This is a genomic window from Lactiplantibacillus modestisalitolerans, from assembly GCF_005405425.1.
In the GTDB taxonomy this organism is placed as follows: domain Bacteria; phylum Bacillota; class Bacilli; order Lactobacillales; family Lactobacillaceae; genus Lactiplantibacillus; species Lactiplantibacillus modestisalitolerans.
In genome coordinates, this window is record NZ_BJEA01000007.1 from 110,774 (window position 1) to 134,658 (window position 23,885).

The window sequence follows — 23,885 nt, forward strand, 5'->3', positions numbered from 1 at the left end:
CTGAAACCCCGAAAAATCAAAACAATATCAGTCCTTATTTTCAGAATCCGGATGAAAAGTGATCGTTTTTTTCAAATTTATTTTCGGGTGCAAGCCATGAACCGGTTTCACCCCGATAATATCTAAAATGAAGTTGAAAATCGGTACCCCGACAATTAGCCCCCAGACGCCAAAGAGCCGTTCGCTGACCAATAACACGACGAAGGTGTAAAAAATGGGCAGTTCCGTGCGACTTGACATGAACTTGGGGTTGAGGACGTACGCTTCCAGTGCGTGGACAATTACAATCATGATCAACATATAAACCACGTAGCGAACGCCCCCGACCGAATAGGCGATCAGGCTTAGCGGGATCGTCGAGACAATTACGCCCGCGACTGGAATGAGGCTTAACAAGAAGATCATTAACCCCAAACTGATTAATTGCGGCATTTGTAAAACGGCCATAAACGCAACCGTAATGGCGGTGTTTACGATGGCAATCAAAAATTGCGCTTCTAAAACAACTCCAAAACTATTGACGAATTTTTGGGCAAAAAAGTAGACGTCCTGAAAAAACCAGCCGAAAGTACTCGTTAAAAAGCGCTTGGAAAACGCGCCCATCTGGCGGCCCTCAATCGTAAAGAAGAAGCTCAGAATAAACGATAGGAAGAACGTTAAGCCCATATTACCAATGTTAGTAATGTACGCAAAGAGCACTGAAATACCGCCCTTAAGCTGCTTAATGATGTCGGACTCCTGAAAGTACGACGTCACCCAGGTTAATAACTGGTTCGTATCGTTGCTGGGATCCTGATAAAATTTATACACCGACTCAAACGTTAAGAAACTTTGCTTCATTAGCTTTGGTAAATAAATCGAAACCGCAAAGTACATGCCGAGAATAACCAACGCATAAATGGCCAATACAATTAGAGTCGGTGGGATTTTAACCCACCGCCGAATTGTCCGGACTAGCTGTGTGACTAAAAAAGTGAAGATAAACGTCAGTAAAATAATGCTCATCATACTAGCTGCAAAGTATAAGCAAACGACGATTAACAATAACACGACCGCCCGGCGCAAGCGAACATTGCGAATAAAGCGCGCCCAAAATTCCAAAGAATCCACCCCTCTATATATCATCCATAGCCCTATTTTAACGAAAAATACCGCGAATAAAAGTTAAGAATCTATTTTAATTGTGCAAATATAACGTAAAGTACCCGCCAGTGATTCCTACGAAACCACCAGCGGGTACCTGTGTAAACTTCTTACATTCGTTTACTATTACAGTTCGGTTTTATGAAAAGTGCATCTTGAGGCTTTCAAGTCCAAGGGCTTGGTGAATAATGATTGAAGCACCACCGAGTAAGGCTGCCGATTGGACGTTCTTAGTCGCAATAATTGGCACTTGCCGACTTGGTGAAGACATCTTAGCCGTCGTTTCCCGAATATCTGCCAATAATTGTGGTAAAATTTCAAGAACAGTTGTGTTTAAAACCACCACGTCAGGCGCAAACGCCGTTGAAACGTTCGAAACAACCTTCGATAGGTAGTAAACGAAATCATTGAAGACCTTCGTCACGGCTTCGTCGTGGTTAATGTAGTCGTGCTTAACGGTCGTCAGGTCCAAGCGATCAACGTGCTTGATTGCTTTTAACCGCGCCCATAAGGCTTTTTCAGAAGCATAGTCGTTGACTGATTCCATGTGATTTTCCAGGTGCAGATCTTCAAGCAAGGCCGTCCCAACTTCGCCGGCTTCTCCTTCATGACCAGAATAAAGCCGGGAATCAGCAACGATGCCGGCATGAATCTCATCACGCACGACAATCGAAACCACGTTATTGAAGATTTCGTTATCGTGGAAGTCCCGTTCAAATACGGCCGTTAAGTTGGCTTTCTTTTCCAGCATCACTGGAATCCGTAACTTATCACGCAAGTACTTGGCCAAGTCAAAGTTTGCCAGGCACTTAATTGGTGTCTTTAAAATCTTGTTTTCATAAATGATACCGTCCAAGGCAATTGCGACCCCCATCAAGCCGTGAACCGTACCATAATCGTCAACGTTACGTAACTGATCTTCAATTAAGTCAATCACGTCAGTTAACGTCATTTCATTCGTCTTAAAGCTTTGGAAATGGAGAATCTTACCATTGAGCCGTGAATACATTAACTTAACCGCAGTTTCGGATAAGTCAATGCTGGCAACAAAACCATAGTTGACGTTTAATTCGGCCATCACTGGTTTGCGGCCACCATTTTTGGTGCTAACGCCACAACCAATTTCTTTGATGAACTGCGTCCGCAATAATTGGTTATAAATATCTGAAACCGTCACCTTGTTTAAGCTGAGGTTCCGTGAAATTTGACTCCGACTAATTGGTCCTTCATTAATAACCTGTTGCAGAACTTGCTTTTCGTTGGTACTGCGCATTACATGTTTATTAATAATCATACTGAATTTCGATGCCCACACTCGTTTACCAAATCGTCTACTTAGATTGTCAAAGCAATTTCTTCGACCTGCCATGAATTTGATAACCGATTGGCACCTTAACCCCCTAATCTGTTAATATTCTATAGCATCAAACCAAAATAGTACACAAAATAGTCATATTTATACTCATTTTGACATAACAGCGCTAAAAAATCGCCCCAAACTTGTATAAATTGACCGCCCCCACGGCGCAAACAACTGTAGAACGAAAGTCATCCGTCCTTACAGATACATTCTATAATAGTTTTTATAAAAAAATCACCGATAAGCACCTCAAAGTAGGAGTTTTATCGATGATTGTAAAGTATATTTCCATACTGATATTAATATATTTATATTTATTGGCTGTCGCGAACGACCTGATCCAGGGTTAAATTCTCGGCACTGGCCCGCTGTAACAGGGTCACAATCTGATTATCACTATACTGTTGATTGTCGATTCCCGCACTCGTTAACGCTTGCCGGGCCGCCTTAATTTGATCCGCGCTAAATTGCCGTTGTTCGGCCGCTTGGACTAACGACAAGTGATTATCATTCGCCCGCTGTAAAAGCGCCTCAATTTGTTCGTCCGTATACGTATAGCCGTTCAGCCCAGCCGCCGTTAACGTCGCCCGCGCGGTCTGAATTCGTGCTTGCCGTTCGGTCTCAGTTGGTTGCGCCGTAGCCGGCTGCTTCGTCTCCTTAGTGGCCGCTGCGGCTGACTGCGCCGTTTGCTTAGCCGCCGATTGGCTCGTCGCCGCAGCCTGACTCGTGCTCGTGGCGGCTTTATTCGTTGAAGATGCCGCTGATGACGTATCGGCCTGCGTCCCAGTTTGGCCCGCCAAGGTCGCCCGCTGGCTCGCACTATCCAAAACCGGCGTTGAACCGGTCAAGGCTTCCAGTGACGCGTTGTTTTGCTCCCGCAAGGCCCGTACGTGCCGATAAATATCCTGATACTGGTGTTGCTTTAACTTTTCATCCTGTAACATCACTGTCAGGACCCAGTTCGAATCCGTAAATTCGTTTGCCTGGTTTAACTGCCGTGCCCGTTGATACTGGCGTTGAAAGGCCTGCCGCTGTTGCTCAACCTGTTTAATGGTCATTAACTGCGTCCGAGCCCGGCTCACCAGTAATTGCGACGCCCGCTTAGTTTGTTGGACCGTCGTAAAATCTTGTTTAGCTGTGGTGTAGTGCCGCTTGTTAAAGGCGGCCTGCGCATCCACGTAGGTTTGCGTTTGAGTTAGGTAGCGTTGGGCCGCCGTTGCACGGGCCTTTGTCCGGGTCGCCCGGGTAAATTCCGTAACGGCCTGCGTGTAATCCCGGTCAGACAGCGCTTGGCGCCCATCTCGCATTTCACTCGCATAAGCTTGTTCCTGCAGGCGGTAGCGCGTGTATGAATAGCCACCCACACCGATTGCCACAATGATCGTGACCACAATCCACATCCATTTTTTCACGTCTGCCACCCCCCGGAATACTTAATAGTTAGTTTATTATAGCATGCTTTTGAATGAAAACGAGGGGCTTGCGCTTACAAAAAGATTTTCATAGGCGTATAATGAGGGCTGTATTTTCATGAAGAAAGGATCCTTATCGTAATATGCTAGAAAAGACTTTTTACCGCACCCTCTTAAGTCACTCCTTCAACATCCCAGTTACCGTCAATTACTGGGACGGCAGTAGCGAGACTTATGGTGAAGGCACACCAGAAGTAACGGTGACGTTCAAAGAAGCCGTTCCAATGAAAGAAATCACCAAAAACGCATCGATTGCTCTCGGTGAAGCCTACATGGACGGCCGCATTGAAATTGAAGGCAGCATCCAAAAATTGATTGAATCGGCTTACGAATCCGCCGAAAGCTTCTTTAATAATAGTAAGTTTAAGCGGTTCATGCCGAAACAGTCCCACTCTGAAAAGAAGAGTCAAGAAGACATCCAGAGTCACTACGATGTTGGGAACGACTTTTACGAAATGTGGTTGGATCCCACTTTAACGTACTCCTGTGCGTACTTCAAAAATGAAGATGATAGTTTGGAAGACGCCCAAATTAATAAAGTCCACCATATCATCCAAAAACTAAACCCACAACCCGGCAAGACTCTGCTCGACATTGGTTGTGGCTGGGGAACCCTAATGCTAACCGCCGCTAAAGAATACGGCCTCAAGGTTGTCGGGATCACCCTCTCGCAAGAACAATACAACCTCGTTTCCAAACGCATCCAAGACGAAGGCTTAAGCGACGTTGCTGAAGTTCGCCTGGAAGACTACCGTGAACTCGGTGATGAAACCTACGACTACATTACTAGTGTGGGGATGTTTGAACACGTCGGTAAGGCCAACTTAGCCATGTACTTCGAACGGGTTAACCACTACCTTAAGCCAGAAGGTATCGCCCTCTTACACGGTATCACCCGTCAACAAGGTGGCGCTACGAACGGTTGGCTTGATAAGTACATCTTCCCGGGTGGCTACGTTCCTGGGATGACCGAAAACTTACAACACATCGTGGACTGTGGGTTACAAATTGACGACGTTGAAACGTTACGTCGGCACTACCAACGGACGACTGAAATTTGGGACCAAAATTTCAACGCAAAACGGGCCGAAATCGAAACCAAGATGGGCACCCGCTTTACCCGGATGTGGGACTTATACTTACAAGCCTGCGCCGCTTCGTTCCAGTCTGGTAACATCGACGTTATGCAGTACCTCGTTTCTAAGGGACCGTCATCACGGAACTTACCAATGACGCGCGAATACATGTATGGTGACAACACCATTGCCGAAGAAGTTTAATGCGTTTTAAAAAATTGCTTGATCCGGCCTAGTTTAACTAGGTTGAATCAAGCAATTTTTTTATCCTATCAATCACTTACTAAGCGCGCATACAGTAACGGGAGCACTTCGCGGTAAAGGACGAGGCTTCCCAGGAAGAAGCCGGCCGCTAATGCTGCTGCCAACGGCAAGGTCGTAAACATCCGTTGGGGTAAAACCAGGGCCAACAGTGGAAACGCAAACGCCGCGGGTAGTTGTAACTTAAGTCCGCGGAGCAAGCCATAAACTAGTGGCAAACTCACCACGGCGGCTGGTAGCCAGGCGCCCAGCAGTAAGTAACTGACCACCCCGATACTAGCAGCGCCGACTAGGGCGACCCACTGCCGCCACGCAACGCGATGATTATAGTTAGGGTTTTGAAGCGCCTCAAAGAAAACGACGATAACCGGCGGAATCCCAGCCATTTGGGGCTGGCCCGCTAGCCAAACCGCGCCGACCCAGCCAAGCGCGAGCACCGTAAAGCCCAACATTTGCCAACCGTGAATTGCGGCCGGTTCAACCGTTTGGACGGGGGCGGTTACGCGTGCTTTTTGCCACCGAACGCCCACCATTAACGTTAGTGTCCAAAAGAAGATTGCAATAATAAACGACCAATGAGTCGCGTTGATGATGATTGGAAGCAGGCCGGTCGCAAAGGACGGCGCAAGGTTCGAGCGGAGCTGTTTTAAAAGGACGAGCATTAATAAGAGTCCTAGGATAACTTTTAGGGGGTAATTAATTGGGAGCCGGTTAATGAGAAAACCGATCACCGCCGTTCCCGACGGTGCCCAAAAGAGTTTTGCGGGCTGGGCAATCCAGTCCGCTTTGCGGTAAACCCAGGTACCAGCCGTTAACGCGCCAATTTCAGGTAAAATAACTTCAACGTCGCCTAACCAGGTTGCACTCGCGACCATTGTGAGCACGAGCGCCCACCCGATCAAGTAGCGCCGAAAACTTGGTTGTGCTGTTTGCATTCTAATATTCCTTTCGTATATCAAAAATTATGCCTATTTTAAATAAAGCGACTAGTATTGTAACACAAGTTTTCGGTGCACTCAAAATTTCCGGTTTGTGTATGCTAACTGCATAAGCATTGGGGGATGTGGGCTGATATGCTAAGAGTGTGAGGAACAGCGGGTTGACGCTGAGCACTACCTAGCTAAGGCGTTATCGCGGGCTGGGCGATGGCGACTTAGCGTAGTAGGCGCAGTCATCAGCTGGGCCGAGCACGTTTCGACTATATCGCACGGGACGGACTACGCTCAGCCAATTAGCTCTAAATCCGAGCCAACAGAAACAAAATCACTAAAGTTTCAAGTGCCCGCAACCAACCCCGCCGCCGTTGCCACTGTTGAAGCGACCACCGCCGCCTCAACAGCCGGTTGCAACTGGTGGCAACCACTGGGAGGCCAATCAACACAAAGCTCCCCCAGTAAAAGTCTAATTGCCGTGCAAGTCCCCGTTGTTCAAAGCCCACTAAAATAATCAGTAGCCAGAACAACCCGTACGTGCGGCCCAACCCACGCCGCACTTGCAACCAGCTAGGCCAATAGCGCTGGGCCGTAAACAAGCGTAAGCGCTGGGGGCGGTTAACTGGCAAACTTGCCAACATTTCGGTGGCCGTTTGGTAACGATGCGCTGGATCCAAGGCCGTCGCCTTCTTAAGGATGGCGTTCCACGGTCGAAGCGCGGTAACGCGCGTTGGTCCCGGACCAGGGGGCGCCCCCGTTAACAGGCAATTTAAGACGATGCCCAAGGCGTACAGATCACTGCGCTGGTCAGTTTGGGCAAAACCGTAATTTTCTGGTGCGGCAAAACCACTGGTTCCGAGCAACCGGGTATCCGTAGTGGCCTGCTTCTGATAGAACCGGGCTGCGTTAACGTCGATTAAATACGCGTGCCCCCCGCTCAACATAATGTTACTCAATTTCACATCGCGGTGAACGATGCCTAACTGCGCTAACGCCTGCAAGGTCGCCAGTAACTCGGTTGCCAGCTGGGTCACCTGCCGAGCGGGCAGTGGCCCGTTAGCATGTAGGTAAGCGGCCAGCGTCTGACCGTTAATCAGCGTTTCAACGCTAACTGCACAGACCTGCCCAGGTAAAATCGCCCGTAGTCGCGGCATCCGCACCACGGGATTGACAAGCAATTTCTCTAAAACTGGCAGCTCGGCTAACTGTGCCAGTTTAGCCACGTAGACCACGCGCTCTTTTTTGACGAGTAAGGGGAATTCACGTTGATCAACGAGTGGACCTAGGGGTTGGTAGTCGGCCGCCGCAAGCAGTTGCATCGCCTCCACGATTGGTAACATCTAAAATCCGTCCTTTCCGGGATTGTACTAAAACTTAACGCTTAATATTAACGATTTTTTGGAGGAAATACAATGTCAAAATCAACTAACATCGCAAGTCCCACTTCTGGCCGTTCACGGGTCGCCGAACAGGTACTCGGAATTCTCGGCGGCGTCTGCGGCATGGGGGCCGGCGTCGCAGCCATGTTCTTAGGCGCCGTCAGCTCCGCCCTTGGTGACAACAACGATATCAGCACCGCTGGTTTCGGCTGCATCGCCGTTTCATTTCTAGCTATTATTTTTGCCATCATGGTCAAGCGTAACCCCCGCTTAATTGGCTGGTTACTCATTGCCAGTGGTGTCATCAATTTCATTACCGTTGGTCTATTTGGAATCCTTAGCGGCCTGCTACTCGTGTTAGCCGGCTTACTCACATTCAGAAAGTAGGAATTAGCATGAAAACAAGTTTATTAAAAAAATGGTGGATCTGGGTCTTAGCCATCGTCGGTGTCTTTCTCTTCGTCAGTTTGCTTAACCCTGCCGACGACCACGCAGACACCCGCCCAGCCTCGTCAGCTAGCAAGAAAACCACCGCTTCCAGTAAGCCCGCTAGTGACGACCAAAAAGTGCACGCGGTCGGCGAAGCCGCCGTCATTAACGGCGTTGAATTAAAGGTTAACAAAGTGGATAAAAGTGCCAGCGAAAACGCGGGCTTTTCAACACCAAAAACTGGCAATCAATACTACCAAGTCAATGTGACCTTAACAAATAAGGGTGCTAAAGAAATCAATTATAACCCGCTGGATTTTAAGATCAAAGCTGGCGGTAACATGACTGATTTTGATGAATTCGCAGTCGATGATGATAACCGCCTCGAAACTGGAAGCCTCACAAAGGGTGGCACGGTGACCGGAAACATCGTCGCGCAGGCACCAACTGACGGCACTGTTGAATTAATTTACACGCCTAGCTTTTTCAGTGAAAAACATTTGACCTTTAAACTCCAATAATTTTTGGTAAACTTAAACCACTAATCATGATTGGAGTTAGCAAATGAACGAACGCGCCACTAAAGAATTACTGCATGCAATCAAGACGGCTAGTAACGTCGACCAGTTCATGCCCACTTTAGCGCCCAGTTTCACTTGTCGTCCCCCGGCCGAATACTTGGCCGAGCTATTGCAAGTCAAACAGTTAACGAAAAGCCAGGTTATCCGGCAAGCCAATTTAACACCGGCGACCGGCTATCAATATTTTGATGGTAAGCGGCGGCCAAGCCGCGCCCGGATGATTGCGCTTGGCTTCGGTTTTGGCCTTGGCCTGAGCGAACTTAACACGATGCTCAAGCGGACCGGCTACGCCACCCTGTACGCTAAGGATGAGTGGGACGCCCTCGTTATCTTTGGGCTCGTTCAGCGCTACGACCTCAACCACACCGACGACCTACTGTTCCAATACGGTCTCGGTACCATTACTGCCGATAACTAAATAAGCGTCCTGCCAATGCGGTAGGACGCTTTTGCGTTAAAAAAACAAATAATAAACTCCGGCCAAGCCGATAAAAATATAAATCAACCGCTTAACCGCAACCATTGGGACGTGCGGTAAAATGCGAGTTGCCAAAACGGTCCCGCAAATCGCACCAACCATCCCAATTAAAATTAGTGGGATCGTATTGGCCGTGATGATTCCGTTTAACACCCGCACGGTCGTAATGTATACGACGTCAATCATGAAAAACGTCTGTAAATTAGCCAGGTAATCGGCAGTCGTATCCGCTAACGACAAAAAGTACAACGCCATTAACGGTCCCCCAATGCCAAACAAGCCGTTAAAAAAACCGGAAATAATCATAAACGCACCCGCCAACCACCACGGATAACGCTGATTATCGGCACGGCGATTAACTAAAAAGTAAATCGCTAACGCTAACAATAAGCCACCCAGCAGGTGCCGCAACAACTGAATATCCAATACCTGTCCGAGGTGCACGGACCAGGCCGCCACGCTCGCGTAGATCAAAAACGGAATAATGATGCGCTTAATCTGAATGTGGGCCCGGTACCGCCAGACCATCGTAACGACGCTCGCCACCATGATCAAACCAGCCACCCCGGCGCTCGTACCCATCGCAAACAACTGCGGTAGAAAGATCATCATGATAATTGCCGCACCAAAGCCAGTCAATCCCTGCACTAACCCGGCTAAAAATCCCGGCAGCAGGACTAACAACCACGTCACCACTGTCACCTTCTTTGTTAGCGGTTCGGAAACCGCTTTTATTTTGCTGAACAGCTCGAAACGCGTGGACCCGCTTGAGCCGTGCTATGTATTTGAGACACTGGTGACTGTGGTGGTTGGTTGCGTGCTAGGTTACGGCGGCGTTGCCTGCCTTATCGCCGAAACGTGCTCGCCCCAGCTGACCCCTGCGCTTGCTACGCTAAGTCGCCATCGCCAAACCCAGGCACAGTGCTTCCCCTGCCTTATCGCCGAAACGTGTTCGGCCAAGCATGGTCCTGCGGTTAGCTACGCCACCGATACAATGCAAAGCCCGCATCATATCGGTGGCTAGGCTAATCCTCAGACCAACCCGCTTGGCCTCACACTCTACAAAAAAAGAACCAGTTCCCCAGTTCTTTCCTATATGTGCAGCACCAAAACGAAAAACATCACCGACCCCAGGCCGACGACCACCGACAACGTCATCGACCTCGTCCGGTACGCCACTATGCCGACCAAAATCGACGCAATAATCAAACCTAAATTACCAGACGTTATGATCTGATACTTACTATCAACAAATACGCCCTTAACGACCAACGCCGTGAATAGCGAAACCGGGACAAACCGCATCCACTCGTTAAACCATTCTGGAATCTTACGCTTCGTAAAAATTAACAACGGAAAGAACCGCGGAATAAACGCCACGATCGCGCAAAAAATGACTAACCAAAAGTGATCTAAACTACTCATTGTATTGACTGATTGCATAACAAATACCCCTCTGCGCCCTACTTGTCAGACTCTTCCATGGCCGTCTGCCTGGTTGGATCATGAACCTTGTAGAGTAAATGACTGTCTGGCTTGTGCGCCAATAAATGCCGTTCAATAAAGTACCCGGTCAACGACGCCATCAACGTCGAAACAACTAACCCTAAAGTACTCTTCATCAAGACGAGCATAAAGACCGTCAAAATTCCGGACAGCACACAAACTAGAATCGTCAGCCGGCTCTTTGTTTGCATAATTGCCATATAAATAAATAACGCCGTAAGCGCAAAATCAACCACGGTTAGATTAATGGTCAACGCACTCCCAATCAGGCTACCGATAATGTTACTTACCGTCCAGAATAGGAGTGAATAATGTTCCACCATCAACGCTTGCTTCGGTTGCCAATGCTTATCAGTCGCAAATTTTAAGTAATTGACCGCGTAGTTTTCGTCGTTCATCGAAAATGCAAAGATAAAAATGAACGGTAAGGGTTGCCCCTTTAAGTATCGCGATAAGCTAGAACCGAGTAGCGCATACCGTAGTTCCAAGAAAAACATCATCAAAATAATCGTCGTCATCGGTGCGTTGATTGTCAGCATCGATGCAATTAAAAATTGGGCCCCACCGGAAAAGACCATTACTGAAATTAACGCCGTCAGTAAGTGGTTGAACCCAGCTGCGTGTAATAACACCCCACACGCTAGCCCAATGGGAATGTAGCTAAGCCCAAGTGGCATTACGTCGCGTAAGGCCACTAACCAATTTGGCTCGTTCTTTTTCACCAAGAATGCCTCCAGTACCTACCAGTAAAGAATTCAAGCAACAGATCCGGGGATCTATTCGTTTAGACACCCAAATTTAATTTTAACATGTTTTTTCTTTCAATCCTACACCTAACAATAGATTGTTCGGCACTAGCGCACAAGAACCGCCCCGCCGGGTGGCCTAGTGTGAGTAGTGGCGCCCTAAAATCACTAAATCATTCGGGTGGCCCGCTAATTCCGCCACCGCTGGTAAAAAGCCCCACTGCTGGTAATCAAATTTTTTAAAGAGCTTGATACTGGGTAAATTACTTGAAAAGATGAAGGCCACTAACGTCGTTAGGCCCACTTCTACTAATTCCGTTGGTAATTGGGTCAGTACCCAGCTACCAACGCCCTGCCCCTGAACCGTCCGATCCAAATAAACCGAAATTTCAGCCGTCTTCGCGTAGGCTGCCCGTCCATAAAACGGCGACAGACTCACCCACCCTACGACCAGGTCGTCCTGAACAATCACCCACAATGGATAGTGTTCTGGTGAATGCGCTAAGAACCAGTCCCGCCGCTGACTGACCGTAACCGGTTTCAAATCCGCCGTGACTTGATGGCCCGGAATCGTTTGATTATAAATATCCACAATTACCGGTAAATCTGACATTGCCGCTTGTCGTAATTCCCTACTCATACCATTTCCTCCAATTATCCCGCTGTGATAATTCCATTATACATTTATTCGCAAAAAAGCGACCGCCAAACTCGCGATCGCCCTTAAATTCAATCCTATTCAATTTTGCAGCTAGCGCTTAGAACCAGCTCTTAATCCCCCGCCACATCCGTACAAAGATGTTAGCTTTTTCAATCGAAGTCTTCGGCGTCAGGTTGACCGTTAAGTCCTTATCCGTCGTTCCGTCAACTACTTTGATGGCTTTCTTATTTAAGCTTAACTTAGCCGTTCCAACGGTTTTACCCGTTTTAATCGGTGCTTGTAGCTTACCATCCGTTGTGGTCGCCTTCTTCAAGCTAACTTGACCACTCAACTGGCTAGCGTCACTACCCACTGGCAAGTAAATCTTAGTTTGCTTACTATTAGAAACGAGCTTCGACGTCAGTTCCTTACCATCCTGCACGGCTGCGGTTTTAGCGCTCTTAATTTGGCTGGCCTTATTAACCGTAGTCGTTGTGTAGTTATGGTAAACGTAGGACATAATTTGCGCCGTTTGGGTAAAGCGTTCCACCCCGTTATCACTGGCTGGACCCGCATGGAGCACAACCGTAATAATCCGGTTACCATTGTTGAACTTAACCGTCCCAGTAAAGGCGTTCCCGGCCTTTTCGGAAGTCCCGGTCTTCAGCCCATCAACGGGCAACGCGGAATAGTGCTTAACTAGCCCCTTCAACATGAAGTTGCGGTTATCCATCTTCGTTTCGGAACTCGTCCCCTTGGCAAACCAAGCGTGGGCGATGCTCGACGTCTTCAATACTTCTGGATAATCAGAAATCAACTTCTGGGCAACGGTCGCCACGTCCTGCGCCGACATCATGTTTTCGGTGCTGTCCGCAACGTCACTGTAACCAATCTCGCTGCCGACTTCCTTGTTCGTTAACCCACAGGCGTTAATAATCGTCGCATCGGTAATCCCCCACGACTTAGCCGTTTTCTTCATTAAATCAACAAACTGATGGGGCGACCCCGCAATTGCATCCCCCAGCGCCGTAATGGCCGCGTTGGCGGAATAAATTTCCGTTGCGTTGTATAGTTGACGGACGGAATACGTTTTGGTTGATAATAATGGCACGTTCGCGTAATCCTTATTTTGACTCATCTTAGCGACGGCTTTGCTGACGCTAATTTTTTGATTCCACGACAACTTTCCCTGATGAACCGCCTGCAATACTAAGTATGTACTAAGCATTTTCGTCATGGAAGCAATCGCCATTGGCTTGGTACTATTCTTATCGTACAAAATCTGCCCGGTGCCCGCGTCAACGGCAATCGCACCCTTGGCTGAAATTGACGGCTCGGTTGCAGCCTGGGCGGTCACATCGCCGACCCCCGCTAAGCCTAACCCGGTCGTACTAAACGTGACTGCCGCAACTAGGGCAATCATAATCTTCTTTAACTTTCCCGCAACTCTCATTTCTCAATTATTCCTTTCCTGAATGTTAATTTAAGTTTAATTAATTCCGTGGATAGAAACAAGTTAATTCGCACGATTTGCCGCAGTTTTTACTAATTGCTGGCCATGTTTGATAGGTAAGTGAATCACGAAACTGGTTAGCTCGTCATCACTCTGGGCATAAATGTATCCGCCGTGGTGCTGAACGATACTTTGAGCAATCGCTAAGCCTAAGCCGGAGCCACCGGTGGCCTTAGAGCGCGACTCCTCGACCCGGTAAAAACGTTCGAAGAGGCGCCCGAGTGAATCAGCCGGGATTCGCTGACCGTCGTTAGCCACGTGGATGATAACCTCACTACCACGCTGTTCAGCTTGCAAGAAAATATGCTTAGCCCCAGCTCCGTACTTGAACGCGTTCGCGATTAAATTGTTAAAAACGCGCCCTAATTTTTCGGCATCGGCTTCAATGAACAGGGATTCAGCACCACTTTCGACCTCAATTTGCATGCCCTTTTTCTTGGCCTCCAATTCAAAACTGGCCGCCAATTGTTCCATCATCGCGGTTAAATTCAACCGACTAATCGCTAACGGGGTATCCGTTTGACGGACCTTGGTGTATTCGAATAGGTCCTCAACCAGTGATTTCATTTGGGTCGCCTTCAAATAGGCAATGTGCGAATACTTTAACAAGTCTTCTTCAGACTGGTACTGTTTATTCTCAATGAGCCCCAGGTAGCCAATAATTGACGTTAACGGCGTTCGAATATCGTGACTGACGTTCGTAATTAGGGCGTCCTTAGAACGCTCAATTTCCCGTTCCTCGTCCATGGAATGGATGGCAGAGTCAACGAGTGCGTTCACACTTTCAACGACCCGTTGGGTATCGCCCGTTAGGCTAAAACCGATCCGGTGGTCAAAGTGGCCGGCCGCAATGTAGTGTAACTCACTAATAATGTGGCGGAGTTGCATTTGCTTATAGCGCCGAATCAACCGCCAGTACAACACAAAGCCGTCTGCAACCAACATTAAGGCAATGAATAAGTTTTCATAGCTCCAAAGCTGGTAGTTGGTTGGTCCAATTTTAATTGACCGTTTAATTTGGAAAATCCCGCTTTGCAAGCCGGGATTATGCGCAATCGCACTATTGATCAGTACGACAATCGACAAGTTTAAAAGGAGTAGCAAAATGACCGTTACTACCCCTTCAAAAAATAGTTCACTTTTTTCGCGTCCTGTTAATTTCAAAAAGCTGACCCCATTAATTAGTGTGCTTCAATCTTGTAACCAACGCCCCAGACCGTTTGGATAACCTTTTCACCGTCCGTGGCTTCTTCAATCTTATCCCGTAAATGACTCACGTGAACCATCACGGTTTTGGCCGAAACGATACTTTCTTGCTGCCAAACACGTTCAAAAATATCATCCGCAGAGAAGACCCGGTTGGGGTGACTGGCTAAGAGGTATAAAATCCCGAATTCAAGCGCGGTCAATTGAATATCCTTCCCCGTTAACGTCTTCACTTCGTGTGAATCCTTATTAATGGTTAACGGGCCAATATCTAAAACATCCGGCTCGTTAGTCGTAACCTTATTTTCCGACCGCCGGAGCAACGATTTAACCCGGGCCATAATTTCGAGTGGGTTGAACGGCTTAGTCACGTAATCGTCAGCACCAGTAATTAACCCCTGAATTTTATCCATGTCACCAGTTTTAGCGGACAACACTAAGATTGGTAGTTGCGAATCTTTTCGAACTTCCTTGATGACTTGAATCCCATCCATTTCAGGCATCATAATGTCCAAAATCATCAGTGCAATGTCGGGATTAGTATTCAATTTAGTGAGCGCTTCGCGACCATTATAGGCACTCACTGGTTCATAACCTTCATTTTTAATGTAAATTTCTAATAATTGTGCAATTTCTTTATCGTCGTCGACTACTAAAATTTTCATAATTAATTTCTCCTCGCAAACAATTCTAGTTTCATTTTAGCAAAAAGTCGGCCAATCTTGCTGGCTAGCGACTCTTTTTAGGGAAAGCTTAAGGGGTCTGCGGTTCAACCCCTTTTTCCCGGTTCAGTTCCAGACTCAATAATTCAATCATACCGCACTCTGAGCATCAGCGCGGCCCGAATCGCAAAAAAAGGCGATGGCAAAAGCCACAGCCTTTACTAGATATTCGAATAATCATTGCGGACCAGCTGATGCCCGCGCCTACTACGCTTTTTATCAAAGATACCGCACCGTTGCCAGCTTAATAATCTGGTTAACCCGCTCCGAATTTGCTCGCGCCAAAACGAGTCCATTTTGACGCAGGCACTTTGAAGCCGCTAGCCCAAAGCGCGTAAAAACGTAATCCGGCGAACCGAACTGATTCCGCATAAGCTCATCATAATAACTTTTAATTAACTGCCGAAACGGCGCGTCCTTAACTGGATCTAAATCCTTAACGATGTCGAGCATTAGCCCCGTCGCAACCGTAACCCGGTCATGACCAGTCATGTACCACTTATTCGATTTATCTTGCTTACTAGTTGACACTTGCTTGCGTCCCCCTCGGTGAAACCACCACAAAAACCGCGGCTGAGGTTTGACTGGTTGAGTCAATCCTAATAACTCGTCCGCCGAAACGCCAAACAGCGTTGTTAACGTGACTAGACTTTCTAAGTCGGGATAGCTTTTCCCCCGTTCCCACTTAGAGATGGTCTGACGGGTCACCATTAATTGCGTTGCTAATTGCTGCTGCGACCAAGTCCGTTGTTCCCGTAGTCGTTTAATTTGTTGGCCAATTGGCACCTTCACTGTACGCGCCCCCCGCTAAAAATGATAGTCTTTTAAGCGCAACGATTCATTGCAGCGCCGTTTCAACGCTCCGCAACGCGTCGTTGCCCCATATCAATACTAGCATTTTTAGTCCTGATATAAAAAAACGCGCTTAGGACAAATGACCTAAACACGTTTGATTTGAAATGAATTTACCCGTTAACGGAATAGTTAGGGGCGTTTTTCGTAATTTGAATTTCGTGCGGGTGAGATTCACGTAAACCGGCACCGGAAATTTCAACGAATTGCGCGTTATCAATTAGCGCATCGATGTCCTTGGCACCAACGTAACCCATCCCGGAGCGTAACCCGCCGAGCATTTGGAAAATAATGTCGTTAACGCTCCCCTTGAATGGGACGCGTCCTTCAACGCCTTCCGGCACAAGCTTGTTAGCTTCGTTCACGCCACCTTGGAAGTAGCGGTCTGAAGAGCCGTGTGCTTGGGACATGGCCCCGACGGAACCCATCCCACGGTAGAACTTGTATTGACGGCCATCGTCAAAGACGACTTCGCCAGGGGCTTCGGTTGTTCCGGCTAACATGCTTCCGAGCATGACGGCGTTCCCACCGGCAGCTAAAGCTTTAACAATGTCGCCAGAGTACTTGATCCCACCATCGGCAATGATTGGCTTACCGTATTCACGAGCAACGCTAGCAGCATCGTAAATCGCGGTTAATTGGGGTACCCCAACGCCGGCAACGACCCGGGTTGTACAGATCGAGCCGGGGCCAATCCCAACTTTAACGACGTCGACACCGGCATCAAATAGTGCCCGGGTCCCTTCAGCGGTCGCAACGTTCCCGGCAATTAAAGTTTGCTTAGGGAAGTGTTCGCGAATTTCTTTAACTTTCCGGAGGACACCAGCGGAATGACCGTGGGCCGTATCAATCACTAAGGCGTCGGCCCCCGCATCAAACAGAGCTTCAGCGCGTTCAAAGGTGTCGCTGGTAACTCCAACGGCGGCAACGGCTAACAGGTGGTTGTTAGCGTCGACAGCGGCGTGGGGATGGTCGGCATCCTTGGCGACGGCCTTAACTTTTTTGACTTCTTCGGCTTGGGCTTCGATGCTTAAGTTTTTGTGGATAACGGCTAATCCACCTTGGTTAGCCATGGCAATGCCCATTTCTGATTCGGAAACGGTGTCCATTCCCGCACTAATAATTGGGATATTGAGTTGCAGATTATCTGCAAGTTTGACACCCAAGTTGACTTCATTCGGTAAAACATGACTTTCTGCCGGAATTAATAGCACATCATCAAACGTATAACCTTTTTTTCCAAACTTTGTATCCCAATTAGACATTGAACGTTAGCTCCTTATGATTTTATTTTATCTGTAAAGGTACCAAAACATCGCAACAAATGCAAGTAACCTGAGTGATTTTCAGGGAATTCTTATTTAAAGAGTGTGAGGACCAGCGGGTTGACCTTGAGCATTGCCTAGCTAAGTAGTTATTGCGGGTTGGGCAATGACTACTTAGCGTAGCAAGCGCAGAGGTCAGCTGGGCCGAGCACGTTTCGACTATCTAGCAGAGAAGCTCCAAGGCGTTATTGCCCGGGCTTGGCAATGGCGGCTTGGCGTAGCAAGCGCAGATACCAGCTAGCCTGAACACGTTTCGATCATCCAGCAAGCACGCTCTCTCACACCATCCAAAAAAGCACCTCAAAGCTTCCACCTTGAAGTGCCTAACCATTACATCATACTGGTCGTAATGTTGTAACGGCGTTTGAGCCATAGCCGAATAAAGAAGACCACTACCGCAATCATTAAGTAAACGATTGCTGGTAAAATTGGGTTCAATGGGCCTTGAATCATAGCAGCTGCCGTAAAGACAAACATCCAAACGACGATTGCGATGACTGACCAGAAAATTTTCTTCCAAATCGCCACTTTGTGCTTCTGACCGGGTGCCATGTAGCGGAATAACTTGGTGACCCCGATTCCCCCAACGGCTGAGGTAACCAAAATCGCAGTAATCCCCATTGCGCCAGCAGAATCTTTGGCCGATGACGTCTTACCAATTAAGCCCATGATTCCGTACATTAAGCAGAAAATCATGAACAGCATTAAACCGTTATCTAAAGAAGAAATCCAGAAGTTTGCTTTTTGACGTTCAACTGGTTGCTTCTTCGGGTTGACGATTGCTTCGGTCCGTTCTTGGACGGTCCCGTACAGTTGACGGGCGGTTACCCCGCGACCCTGTTCAGCTAATAGCGTCGCGTTCATTTCATCTAACGCAGCCTTCTTCTTCTCACCGGATAACTGGGTTGCGTTAAGCGACTTGCGCATTTGGCGCATAAATTCTTCGTTCCGTTTCGTTAATTCGGTCGCTTCATGGATTGGACGTTCCGAAGCCTTGATTTGCTTCGCGCCCGCCTTGGCGTTCCGAGGTTGTTTAGGCGTTTCACTTTCACTCACGAGCTTGTGCTCCTTTCCTTAAACGTTGAAGCGGAATTCGACGATGTCACCATCTTGCATGACGTAGTCTTTACCTTCCAGCCGCAACTTCCCGTTTTCTTTAACTTTAGCTTCCGAACCCGCTTCATCTAAAGCGTCGAAAGACATGACTTCGGCCCGGATGAAGCCCCGTTCAAAGTCAGAATGAATAATTCCGGCTGCTTGGGGCGCCTTAGTGCCACGCCGGAAAGTCCAAGCCCGGGTTTCCTTACCACCAGCGGTGAAAAAGGTCTCGAGGCCCAAAAGCTTATAAGAGGCCCGAATGAGTTTGTTTAGGCCCGGCTCTTCAACGCCTTCCGCGGCTAAGAAGTCGGCTTTGTCGTCATCGTCTAATTCGGCGATTTCTTCTTCGGTCTCCGCCGCAACCCCAATTGCTTGGGCGCCTTCCTTTTGGGCGTATTCCGCAACGACTTGGTAGTATTTGGACGCTTCGGGATCCGCCATATCATCTTCAGCGATGTTGGCAACGTACAGAACTGGTTTGGAGGTTAACAGGAATAAGCCCTTAACGATGGCCTGTTCGTCATCGTTAAAGTCCAACGCCCGCACCGGCGTGCCCGCTTCCAACGCTGGCTTAATCTTTTGAAGTACGGCCAATTCGGCTTTGGCTTCCTTGTCGCTCCCCTTAGCTGCCCGTTGAACCTTCGCTAATCGCTTATCAACGGCTTCAAGGTCAGCTAAACTCAATTCCAAATTAATGGTTTCAATATCATCCTGCGGATCAACTTTCCCAGTTACGTGGGTGATGTTGTCGTCGTCAAAGGCCCGAACGACGTGGACGATGGCGTCAACTTGGCGAATATTTTCAAGGAACTTGTTCCCCAAGCCTTCACCCTTGCTGGCACCCTTAACGATTCCGGCGATATCGGTAAATTCAAAGGTCGTTGGTACGACTTTCTTTGCGGGAATCAATTCTTGAATCCGGTCTAACCGGCTATCCGGAACTTCGACCATCCCAACGTTCGGATCGATCGTGGCAAACGGATAGTTTGCCATTTCAGCGCCCGCCTTTGTGATTGCGTTAAACAATGTGGATTTCCCAACGTTTGGTAATCCAACGATACCTGCTGTAAGTGCCATATCGGTTATTCACTCTTCCTTTATAATAATTAAGCTTGGTCGGCTTTTCTTTCCAAAACTTTCTTCATTTTTTTATTGAATTCGCGACGCGGCATCATGACCACGTGGCCGCAACCCGTACATTTAACTTTAATGTCGGCGCCCATCCGGGTGATTTCCCACCGATTGACACCACACGGATGCGCTTTCTTCATTTCGACAATATCACCTAAATCATACATGCGCAACGCCCCTTCATAAATTTATTAATTTAAATTGATATTTAAAATTTCTAAAATTCGGTTTAAGTCGTCATTTGACAGGTACGGGATTTCAATTTTACCCTGACCCTTTTGACTCGCCTTAGCTTGAATCGACACGGCCGTACCAAATTTTTCCTGTAACTGTTCTTCACTGGCCCGAATATACGGCGACTTCTTCACCGGCCGCTTCTTCGCTGGCCGGTTGGCATCGCCATTATAGCGGGCAACGATTTGCTCGAGTTGGCGAACCGTTAAGTTATCCTTAACCGCCCGCTTCGCTAAGGTAGCCAGCTTAGTTTTATCCTTTAACGACAATAAGGTCCGCGCCTGGCCCATCGACAGCTGCCCCTTTTGAATCATCTGCTTAACGGCCGTCGGTAATCCCAGTAGCCGTAAATAGTTGGCAATGTAGGGGCGGCTCTTCCCCAACCGCTTCGACACTTCAGCCTGCGTTAAGTTGAGCTTTTTCATCAACGATTCGTACGCTTCAGCTTCTTCTAGCGGTGTCAAATCTTCGCGTTGTAGGTTTTCCAACACGGCAACTTCCATCATTTGTTCTTCAGTTACGTCGCGAACAATTGCCGGAATCGTCGTTTGCTTTGCCAACTTCGACGCTCGGAAGCGCCGTTCGCCAGCGATGATCTCATACTTCTTAATCGCCGCATCCGGCTGCCGCACGATAATTGGCTGAAAAACGCCCGACTTTTCAATCGAGCTTGCTAAATCTTTTAACGCCGACTGATCGAACTCACGCCGCGGCTGGTAGGGGTTGGCCCGGATATCACCCAGCGCCAATTCCACGACCGCTTCTTCGCTGGCCGGCTCGTCGACATCCGCAAAAAGCGCGCCAATCCCGCGCCCCAGCGCTTTATTATCTTTATCCTTACTTGCCATGGGCTGCCAACACTTCCTTTGCTAATGCTAAGTATACTTGCGCACCCTTGGAACGGGCGTCGTAATCCACAATTGACAAACCGTGGCTAGGAGCTTCTGATAACCGAACGTTCCGCGGAATAATGGTCTTATAAACCGCGTCCTTAAAGTACTTCCGGACTTCTTCGTTGACCTGAGCACCCAGATTAGTCCGGGCATCGTACATCGTCAATAATACGCCCTCAATCCGTAATTGCTTATTAAAATGCTTCTGGACGAGTTTGATCGTATTCAGTAACTGGCTCAGCCCTTCCAAGGCGTAGTACTCGCTTTGAACGGGAATCAGGATCGAATCACAGGCCGTAAACGCGTTGATTGTCAATAATCCGAGCGACGGCGGACAGTCAATCAAAACGTAGTCGTAGTCCGCCTTAACGTCGTCAATGGCGTCCCGTAAACGCGTTTCACGGGCCATCATCGGGGTTAGCTCGATCTCGGCCCCAGACAATTGAATCGTCGCCGGCACAATGTCCAAACCCTTGTGACTCGTTGGAATGATGGTTTCTTTAATGGGAACATCATTGATCAGAACATCATAAATTTCATTTTCAATCGTTGATTTTTGAATTCCCAGGCCGCTCGTCGCGTTCCCCTGTGCATCCGTATCGATCAACAGGACTTTTTGGCCCAATTCCACCAGACTAGCACCTAAATTAATGCTCGTCGTGGTTTTACCAACGCCACCCTTTTGGTTAGCGAGTGCAATAACGGTTCCCATGATTATTTACCACCCCTTGATTGTTTGTTTGGTATTTCAATGGTGATGCGGTAACCGTCGTCCGTGTGCTCTTCGTGCGTTTTCACGGTCAGGCCGGCATCGCTGACCATTTTAATTGATTTTTTAATCGTATTGACGGCAATCCGGGTATCCCCAGTTAAGCCGCGCGGACGCTTACGCTTGGGTTTAGCGGGCGTTTGGCACTTCGCCACTGCCCGTTCAGTTTCTTTGACGGTTAAACCGCCATCTAAAACCTGCTTCAAAACGCCAACTTGTTGCTTTGGTTCCAGATTAAGTAACGCCCGGCCATGCCGCTCACTGATTTGCCGATTGAGCAAGGCCTGCTGAACCGGTTGGGCTAACTTTAATAGGCGTAACTTATTAGCGACAAAGGACTGACTCTTGCCGAGTTCCTTTGCAAGCGCCCCCTGCGTTAGATCGTTGAGCTGCATCAATTCTTGGTAGGCGGTGGCCTCTTCAATCACCGTCAAATCCTGCCGTTGCAAGTTTTCAATCAACGCCATTGAGGCCGTCTCACCATCATCCATCTTTTCGATGATTGCCGGAACGTCGGCCCAATGTAGCGCGTTAACCGCCCGAAAGCGTCGCTCCCCGGCAATAATTTCGTATTTTTTCGGTTCGTATTCACGTAACACGATGGGTTGCAGTAACCCGTGTGCTTGAATTGTCGCCGCTAATTCGTCAATTCCAGCCGCCTCAAAAACTTGGCGTGGTTGAAAGCGGTTCGGCACGATCGCAGTTACGGGAATCCGGACAACCTGATGTTCCGGCGTAGCTGCCGGTTCCTTACGTTTATCACGGTTCGACCCAAATAATGAAAATGCCATTTGCTTACCCCCTACGACTGACGGGCCGTCAACGGCTGCTTAGCCGGCGTTCCCGGTTTCCGCGGATACCGTTTGGGCGTCGCTTGGCGCTTATCAATCACAATAATATGCCGTGGATCGCTCGTCACGGGCAATTCAAAGCTTTCGTCCGCCGTAATTTGACCGCCCAACACCTGAACCGCGTATTCACCTTCCGCCGTCTCCGTCCGCGCATTGGCGGCCTTCAACGCGACCATCTGACCGCCAACCTTTACCAGCGGCAAGCAAAGCTCGCTTAAAACGGACAAGCGTGCCACGGCCCGGGCCGTCACCAAATCATAGCTTTCGCGGTTCGGCGACTTTTTCCCGGCAAAGGTTTCGGCACGGTCGTGAAACAGTTGCACGTCCGTTAACCCTAGCTGGTCAACCAGCCGTTGCAAGAAGTTGATCCGCTTGTTCAATGAATCCACAATCGTCACTCGCAACTGTGGAAACGCAATTTTCAGCGGAATCGACGGAAAGCCCGCCCCCGCCCCAACGTCACAAATCGTTAGCGGCGCTTCGCGCAAAGCAGGCACGTAAAACGCGGGCGTCAGCGAGTCGTAAAAGTGCTTGAGGTACACTTCCGGTTCGGCAGTAATCGTTGTTAGGTTAAACTGCCGATTCGTTTCAACTAACAGTTTAAAGTAGGTCGCAAACTGGGCGAGCTGCTGGGTCGTTAACGCGATCCCACGCTGGGCCAAAGCCTGCTTAAATTCTTCTGGATTCATCAAAAAAGCTCCTTAATTAAGGTCGCATTTACCTTACACTTTGTGAAACAACCGAATTGTTTCACGTCACCCCATAACTTTAACGTAAATACGGGTTAAAATCAATGCTCTTGCTTACTCACTAATGAGCGTTAAAGCCTGTTACCACTTGACTTTACGGTGCCCGTCACTATCCGTAATTAATTGCAATTATTTTCACTCGTCGCCATGTTAAAACAAACGGGTCAAAAGGCAGTTAAACGAAGCTGGCTGACTTTGGATACACACTTCCACTACCTTCATTTGGAGATACGAAAACGGCGATTGCATTATTCGCAATCGCCGCTTAGTGTTGCTATTACCGCCAACAGCGGTGCCATTGCTAGCTAGCTGAAACGTGCTCGCGCTAGACTGGTCCTGCGGTTAGCTACATAAAGCGTCCCATGCACAACCCGCACAGGACGCTTTATTAGGCTAATCCTCAGACCAACCCGTCTAGAGCTCACACTCTATTCGAAACGTACTCTCCCAAACTGAGGGCTCCGCTTACTACGCTAGCCCGCCATTGCAAAAATCGCAACAGCGGGCTAGCTAGGTAATGCTCACCCTCAACCCGTTTG

Annotated in this window: 25 protein-coding genes; 4 read left to right on the forward strand and 21 right to left on the reverse strand. The window is 48.4% G+C overall.

Translation table 11 applies throughout. The annotated features are described in order from the left end of the window. Positions 1-27: 27 nt before the first annotated feature. The 3 genes from FFM79_RS04580 to FFM79_RS04590 form a co-directional block, all read right to left on the reverse strand. The gene (locus FFM79_RS04580; RefSeq protein WP_170177377.1) at positions 28-1,101 is read right to left on the reverse strand and encodes an AI-2E family transporter; all 1,074 of its coding nucleotides are present in this window, start codon (positions 1,099-1,101) and stop codon (positions 28-30) included. 181 nt (positions 1,102-1,282) lie between these two features. Further along, a complete protein-coding gene (locus tag FFM79_RS04585; protein WP_137642288.1) occupies positions 1,283-2,437 on the reverse strand; it encodes an ROK family protein in 1,155 nt (384 codons plus the stop codon). A gap of 380 nt (positions 2,438-2,817) precedes the next feature. Beyond that, entirely contained in the window at positions 2,818-3,915 is a 1,098-nt protein-coding gene (locus FFM79_RS04590) for a cell surface protein (protein ID WP_225424381.1), read from the reverse strand. Between the two features lie 143 nt (positions 3,916-4,058). On the opposite strand from FFM79_RS04590, the gene FFM79_RS04595 reads away from it, so the two are divergent. Beyond that, positions 4,059-5,255: an SAM-dependent methyltransferase gene (locus FFM79_RS04595; protein ID WP_137642289.1), complete on the forward strand. Its 1,197-nt coding sequence runs from the start codon at positions 4,059-4,061 to the stop codon at positions 5,253-5,255. Between the two features lie 68 nt (positions 5,256-5,323). Here FFM79_RS04595 and FFM79_RS04600 read toward each other — a convergent pair whose 3' ends face one another. Then, on the reverse strand, positions 5,324-6,247 hold the full coding sequence (locus FFM79_RS04600; protein ID WP_137642290.1) for a hypothetical protein: 924 nt from the start codon (positions 6,245-6,247) through the stop codon (positions 5,324-5,326). A gap of 302 nt (positions 6,248-6,549) precedes the next feature. Then, the gene (locus FFM79_RS04605) at positions 6,550-7,584 is read right to left on the reverse strand and encodes a protein kinase domain-containing protein (RefSeq protein WP_137642291.1); all 1,035 of its coding nucleotides are present in this window, start codon (positions 7,582-7,584) and stop codon (positions 6,550-6,552) included. Positions 7,585-7,656: 72 nt separating this feature from the next. Between FFM79_RS04605 and FFM79_RS04610 the strand changes: the two genes are divergently transcribed. From FFM79_RS04610 to FFM79_RS04620, 3 genes are read left to right on the forward strand one after another with little or no spacing between them, the layout of a single operon-like run. Further along, the gene (locus tag FFM79_RS04610; protein WP_137642292.1) at positions 7,657-8,010 is read left to right on the forward strand and encodes a DUF4064 domain-containing protein; all 354 of its coding nucleotides are present in this window, start codon (positions 7,657-7,659) and stop codon (positions 8,008-8,010) included. An 8-nt stretch (positions 8,011-8,018) separates the two neighbouring features. Beyond that, positions 8,019-8,573, forward strand: coding sequence for a DUF4352 domain-containing protein (locus FFM79_RS04615; protein ID WP_137642293.1), 555 nt, complete (start codon positions 8,019-8,021; stop codon positions 8,571-8,573). A 43-nt stretch (positions 8,574-8,616) separates the two neighbouring features. Beyond that, on the forward strand, positions 8,617-9,051 hold the full coding sequence (locus FFM79_RS04620; RefSeq protein ID WP_137642294.1) for a helix-turn-helix domain-containing protein: 435 nt from the start codon (positions 8,617-8,619) through the stop codon (positions 9,049-9,051). Positions 9,052-9,087: 36 nt separating this feature from the next. On the opposite strand, the gene FFM79_RS04625 is transcribed toward FFM79_RS04620, so the two are convergent. The 16 genes from FFM79_RS04625 to rsmG all read right to left on the reverse strand — a co-directional run bounded on the left by FFM79_RS04625 (position 9,088) and on the right by rsmG (position 23,286). Next, positions 9,088-9,804, reverse strand: a complete 717-nt coding sequence (locus FFM79_RS04625; RefSeq protein ID WP_137642295.1) for a sulfite exporter TauE/SafE family protein — start codon at positions 9,802-9,804, stop codon at positions 9,088-9,090. A gap of 399 nt (positions 9,805-10,203) precedes the next feature. Then, positions 10,204-10,554, reverse strand: a complete 351-nt coding sequence (locus tag FFM79_RS04630; RefSeq protein ID WP_137642296.1) for an AzlD domain-containing protein — start codon at positions 10,552-10,554, stop codon at positions 10,204-10,206. Positions 10,555-10,574: 20 nt separating this feature from the next. Continuing rightward, on the reverse strand, positions 10,575-11,339 hold the full coding sequence (locus FFM79_RS04635) for an AzlC family ABC transporter permease (protein ID WP_137642297.1): 765 nt from the start codon (positions 11,337-11,339) through the stop codon (positions 10,575-10,577). Between the two features lie 163 nt (positions 11,340-11,502). Beyond that, positions 11,503-12,003 (reverse strand): GNAT family N-acetyltransferase, encoded by a 501-nt coding sequence (locus tag FFM79_RS04640; protein WP_137642298.1) that lies wholly within the window; start codon positions 12,001-12,003, stop codon positions 11,503-11,505. A 118-nt stretch (positions 12,004-12,121) separates the two neighbouring features. Beyond that, positions 12,122-13,456: a serine hydrolase gene (locus FFM79_RS04645; RefSeq protein WP_137642299.1), complete on the reverse strand. Its 1,335-nt coding sequence runs from the start codon at positions 13,454-13,456 to the stop codon at positions 12,122-12,124. Positions 13,457-13,519: 63 nt separating this feature from the next. Further along, on the reverse strand, positions 13,520-14,680 hold the full coding sequence (locus tag FFM79_RS04650) for a sensor histidine kinase (protein ID WP_137642300.1): 1,161 nt from the start codon (positions 14,678-14,680) through the stop codon (positions 13,520-13,522). A 17-nt stretch (positions 14,681-14,697) separates the two neighbouring features. After that, positions 14,698-15,387: a response regulator transcription factor CroR gene (gene croR, locus FFM79_RS04655; RefSeq protein WP_137642301.1), complete on the reverse strand. Its 690-nt coding sequence runs from the start codon at positions 15,385-15,387 to the stop codon at positions 14,698-14,700. Positions 15,388-15,663: 276 nt separating this feature from the next. Next, positions 15,664-16,236, reverse strand: coding sequence for a helix-turn-helix domain-containing protein (locus FFM79_RS04660; protein ID WP_137642302.1), 573 nt, complete (start codon positions 16,234-16,236; stop codon positions 15,664-15,666). Between the two features lie 173 nt (positions 16,237-16,409). Then, positions 16,410-17,561, reverse strand: coding sequence for an IMP dehydrogenase (guaB, locus tag FFM79_RS04665; RefSeq protein WP_137642303.1), 1,152 nt, complete (start codon positions 17,559-17,561; stop codon positions 16,410-16,412). Between the two features lie 390 nt (positions 17,562-17,951). Beyond that, complete coding sequence (locus FFM79_RS04670) at positions 17,952-18,677, reverse strand: DUF1129 domain-containing protein (RefSeq protein WP_137642304.1); 726 nt, start codon at positions 18,675-18,677, stop codon at positions 17,952-17,954. 18 nt (positions 18,678-18,695) lie between these two features. Further along, positions 18,696-19,796, reverse strand: a complete 1,101-nt coding sequence (gene ychF, locus FFM79_RS04675) for a redox-regulated ATPase YchF (protein WP_137642305.1) — start codon at positions 19,794-19,796, stop codon at positions 18,696-18,698. Positions 19,797-19,825: 29 nt separating this feature from the next. Further along, the gene (locus tag FFM79_RS04680) at positions 19,826-20,017 is read right to left on the reverse strand and encodes a DUF951 domain-containing protein (protein ID WP_137642306.1); all 192 of its coding nucleotides are present in this window, start codon (positions 20,015-20,017) and stop codon (positions 19,826-19,828) included. 24 nt (positions 20,018-20,041) lie between these two features. Continuing rightward, complete coding sequence (locus FFM79_RS04685) at positions 20,042-20,932, reverse strand: ParB/RepB/Spo0J family partition protein (RefSeq protein WP_137642307.1); 891 nt, start codon at positions 20,930-20,932, stop codon at positions 20,042-20,044. After that, the gene (locus tag FFM79_RS04690) at positions 20,922-21,689 is read right to left on the reverse strand and encodes a ParA family protein (protein WP_137642308.1); all 768 of its coding nucleotides are present in this window, start codon (positions 21,687-21,689) and stop codon (positions 20,922-20,924) included. The genes FFM79_RS04685 and FFM79_RS04690 overlap by 11 nt, the downstream gene beginning before the upstream one ends. 2 nt (positions 21,690-21,691) lie before the next feature. After that, the gene (noc, locus tag FFM79_RS04695) at positions 21,692-22,537 is read right to left on the reverse strand and encodes a nucleoid occlusion protein (RefSeq protein ID WP_137642309.1); all 846 of its coding nucleotides are present in this window, start codon (positions 22,535-22,537) and stop codon (positions 21,692-21,694) included. A gap of 11 nt (positions 22,538-22,548) precedes the next feature. After that, a complete protein-coding gene (gene rsmG / locus FFM79_RS04700; RefSeq protein ID WP_137642310.1) occupies positions 22,549-23,286 on the reverse strand; it encodes a 16S rRNA (guanine(527)-N(7))-methyltransferase RsmG in 738 nt (245 codons plus the stop codon). Between the last annotated feature and the right edge of the window lie 599 nt (positions 23,287-23,885).

What these genes read in the sequence shown, in the direction of transcription:
- FFM79_RS04600 (WP_137642290.1), bottom strand. Translation starts at nt 6,247, where the DNA reads ATGCAAACAGCACAACCAAGTTTTCGGCGCTACTTGATCGGGTGGGCG.
- ychF (WP_137642305.1), bottom strand. Translation starts at nt 19,796, where the DNA reads ATGGCACTTACAGCAGGTATCGTTGGATTACCAAACGTTGGGAAATCC.
- FFM79_RS04595 (WP_137642289.1), top strand. Translation starts at nt 4,059, where the DNA reads ATGCTAGAAAAGACTTTTTACCGCACCCTCTTAAGTCACTCCTTCAAC.
- FFM79_RS04680 (WP_137642306.1), bottom strand. Translation starts at nt 20,017, where the DNA reads ATGTATGATTTAGGTGATATTGTCGAAATGAAGAAAGCGCATCCGTGT.
- FFM79_RS04645 (WP_137642299.1), bottom strand. Translation starts at nt 13,456, where the DNA reads ATGAGAGTTGCGGGAAAGTTAAAGAAGATTATGATTGCCCTAGTTGCG.
- FFM79_RS04620 (WP_137642294.1), top strand. Translation starts at nt 8,617, where the DNA reads ATGAACGAACGCGCCACTAAAGAATTACTGCATGCAATCAAGACGGCT.
- FFM79_RS04685 (WP_137642307.1), bottom strand. Translation starts at nt 20,932, where the DNA reads ATGGCAAGTAAGGATAAAGATAATAAAGCGCTGGGGCGCGGGATTGGC.
- FFM79_RS04630 (WP_137642296.1), bottom strand. Translation starts at nt 10,554, where the DNA reads ATGCAATCAGTCAATACAATGAGTAGTTTAGATCACTTTTGGTTAGTC.
- FFM79_RS04610 (WP_137642292.1), top strand. Translation starts at nt 7,657, where the DNA reads ATGTCAAAATCAACTAACATCGCAAGTCCCACTTCTGGCCGTTCACGG.
- croR (WP_137642301.1), bottom strand. Translation starts at nt 15,387, where the DNA reads ATGAAAATTTTAGTAGTCGACGACGATAAAGAAATTGCACAATTATTA.
- FFM79_RS04585 (WP_137642288.1), bottom strand. Translation starts at nt 2,437, where the DNA reads ATGATTATTAATAAACATGTAATGCGCAGTACCAACGAAAAGCAAGTT.
- guaB (WP_137642303.1), bottom strand. Translation starts at nt 17,561, where the DNA reads ATGTCTAATTGGGATACAAAGTTTGGAAAAAAAGGTTATACGTTTGAT.
- FFM79_RS04640 (WP_137642298.1), bottom strand. Translation starts at nt 12,003, where the DNA reads ATGAGTAGGGAATTACGACAAGCGGCAATGTCAGATTTACCGGTAATT.
- FFM79_RS04615 (WP_137642293.1), top strand. Translation starts at nt 8,019, where the DNA reads ATGAAAACAAGTTTATTAAAAAAATGGTGGATCTGGGTCTTAGCCATC.
- rsmG (WP_137642310.1), bottom strand. Translation starts at nt 23,286, where the DNA reads ATGAATCCAGAAGAATTTAAGCAGGCTTTGGCCCAGCGTGGGATCGCG.
- FFM79_RS04605 (WP_137642291.1), bottom strand. Translation starts at nt 7,584, where the DNA reads ATGTTACCAATCGTGGAGGCGATGCAACTGCTTGCGGCGGCCGACTAC.
- FFM79_RS04690 (WP_137642308.1), bottom strand. Translation starts at nt 21,689, where the DNA reads ATGGGAACCGTTATTGCACTCGCTAACCAAAAGGGTGGCGTTGGTAAA.
- noc (WP_137642309.1), bottom strand. Translation starts at nt 22,537, where the DNA reads ATGGCATTTTCATTATTTGGGTCGAACCGTGATAAACGTAAGGAACCG.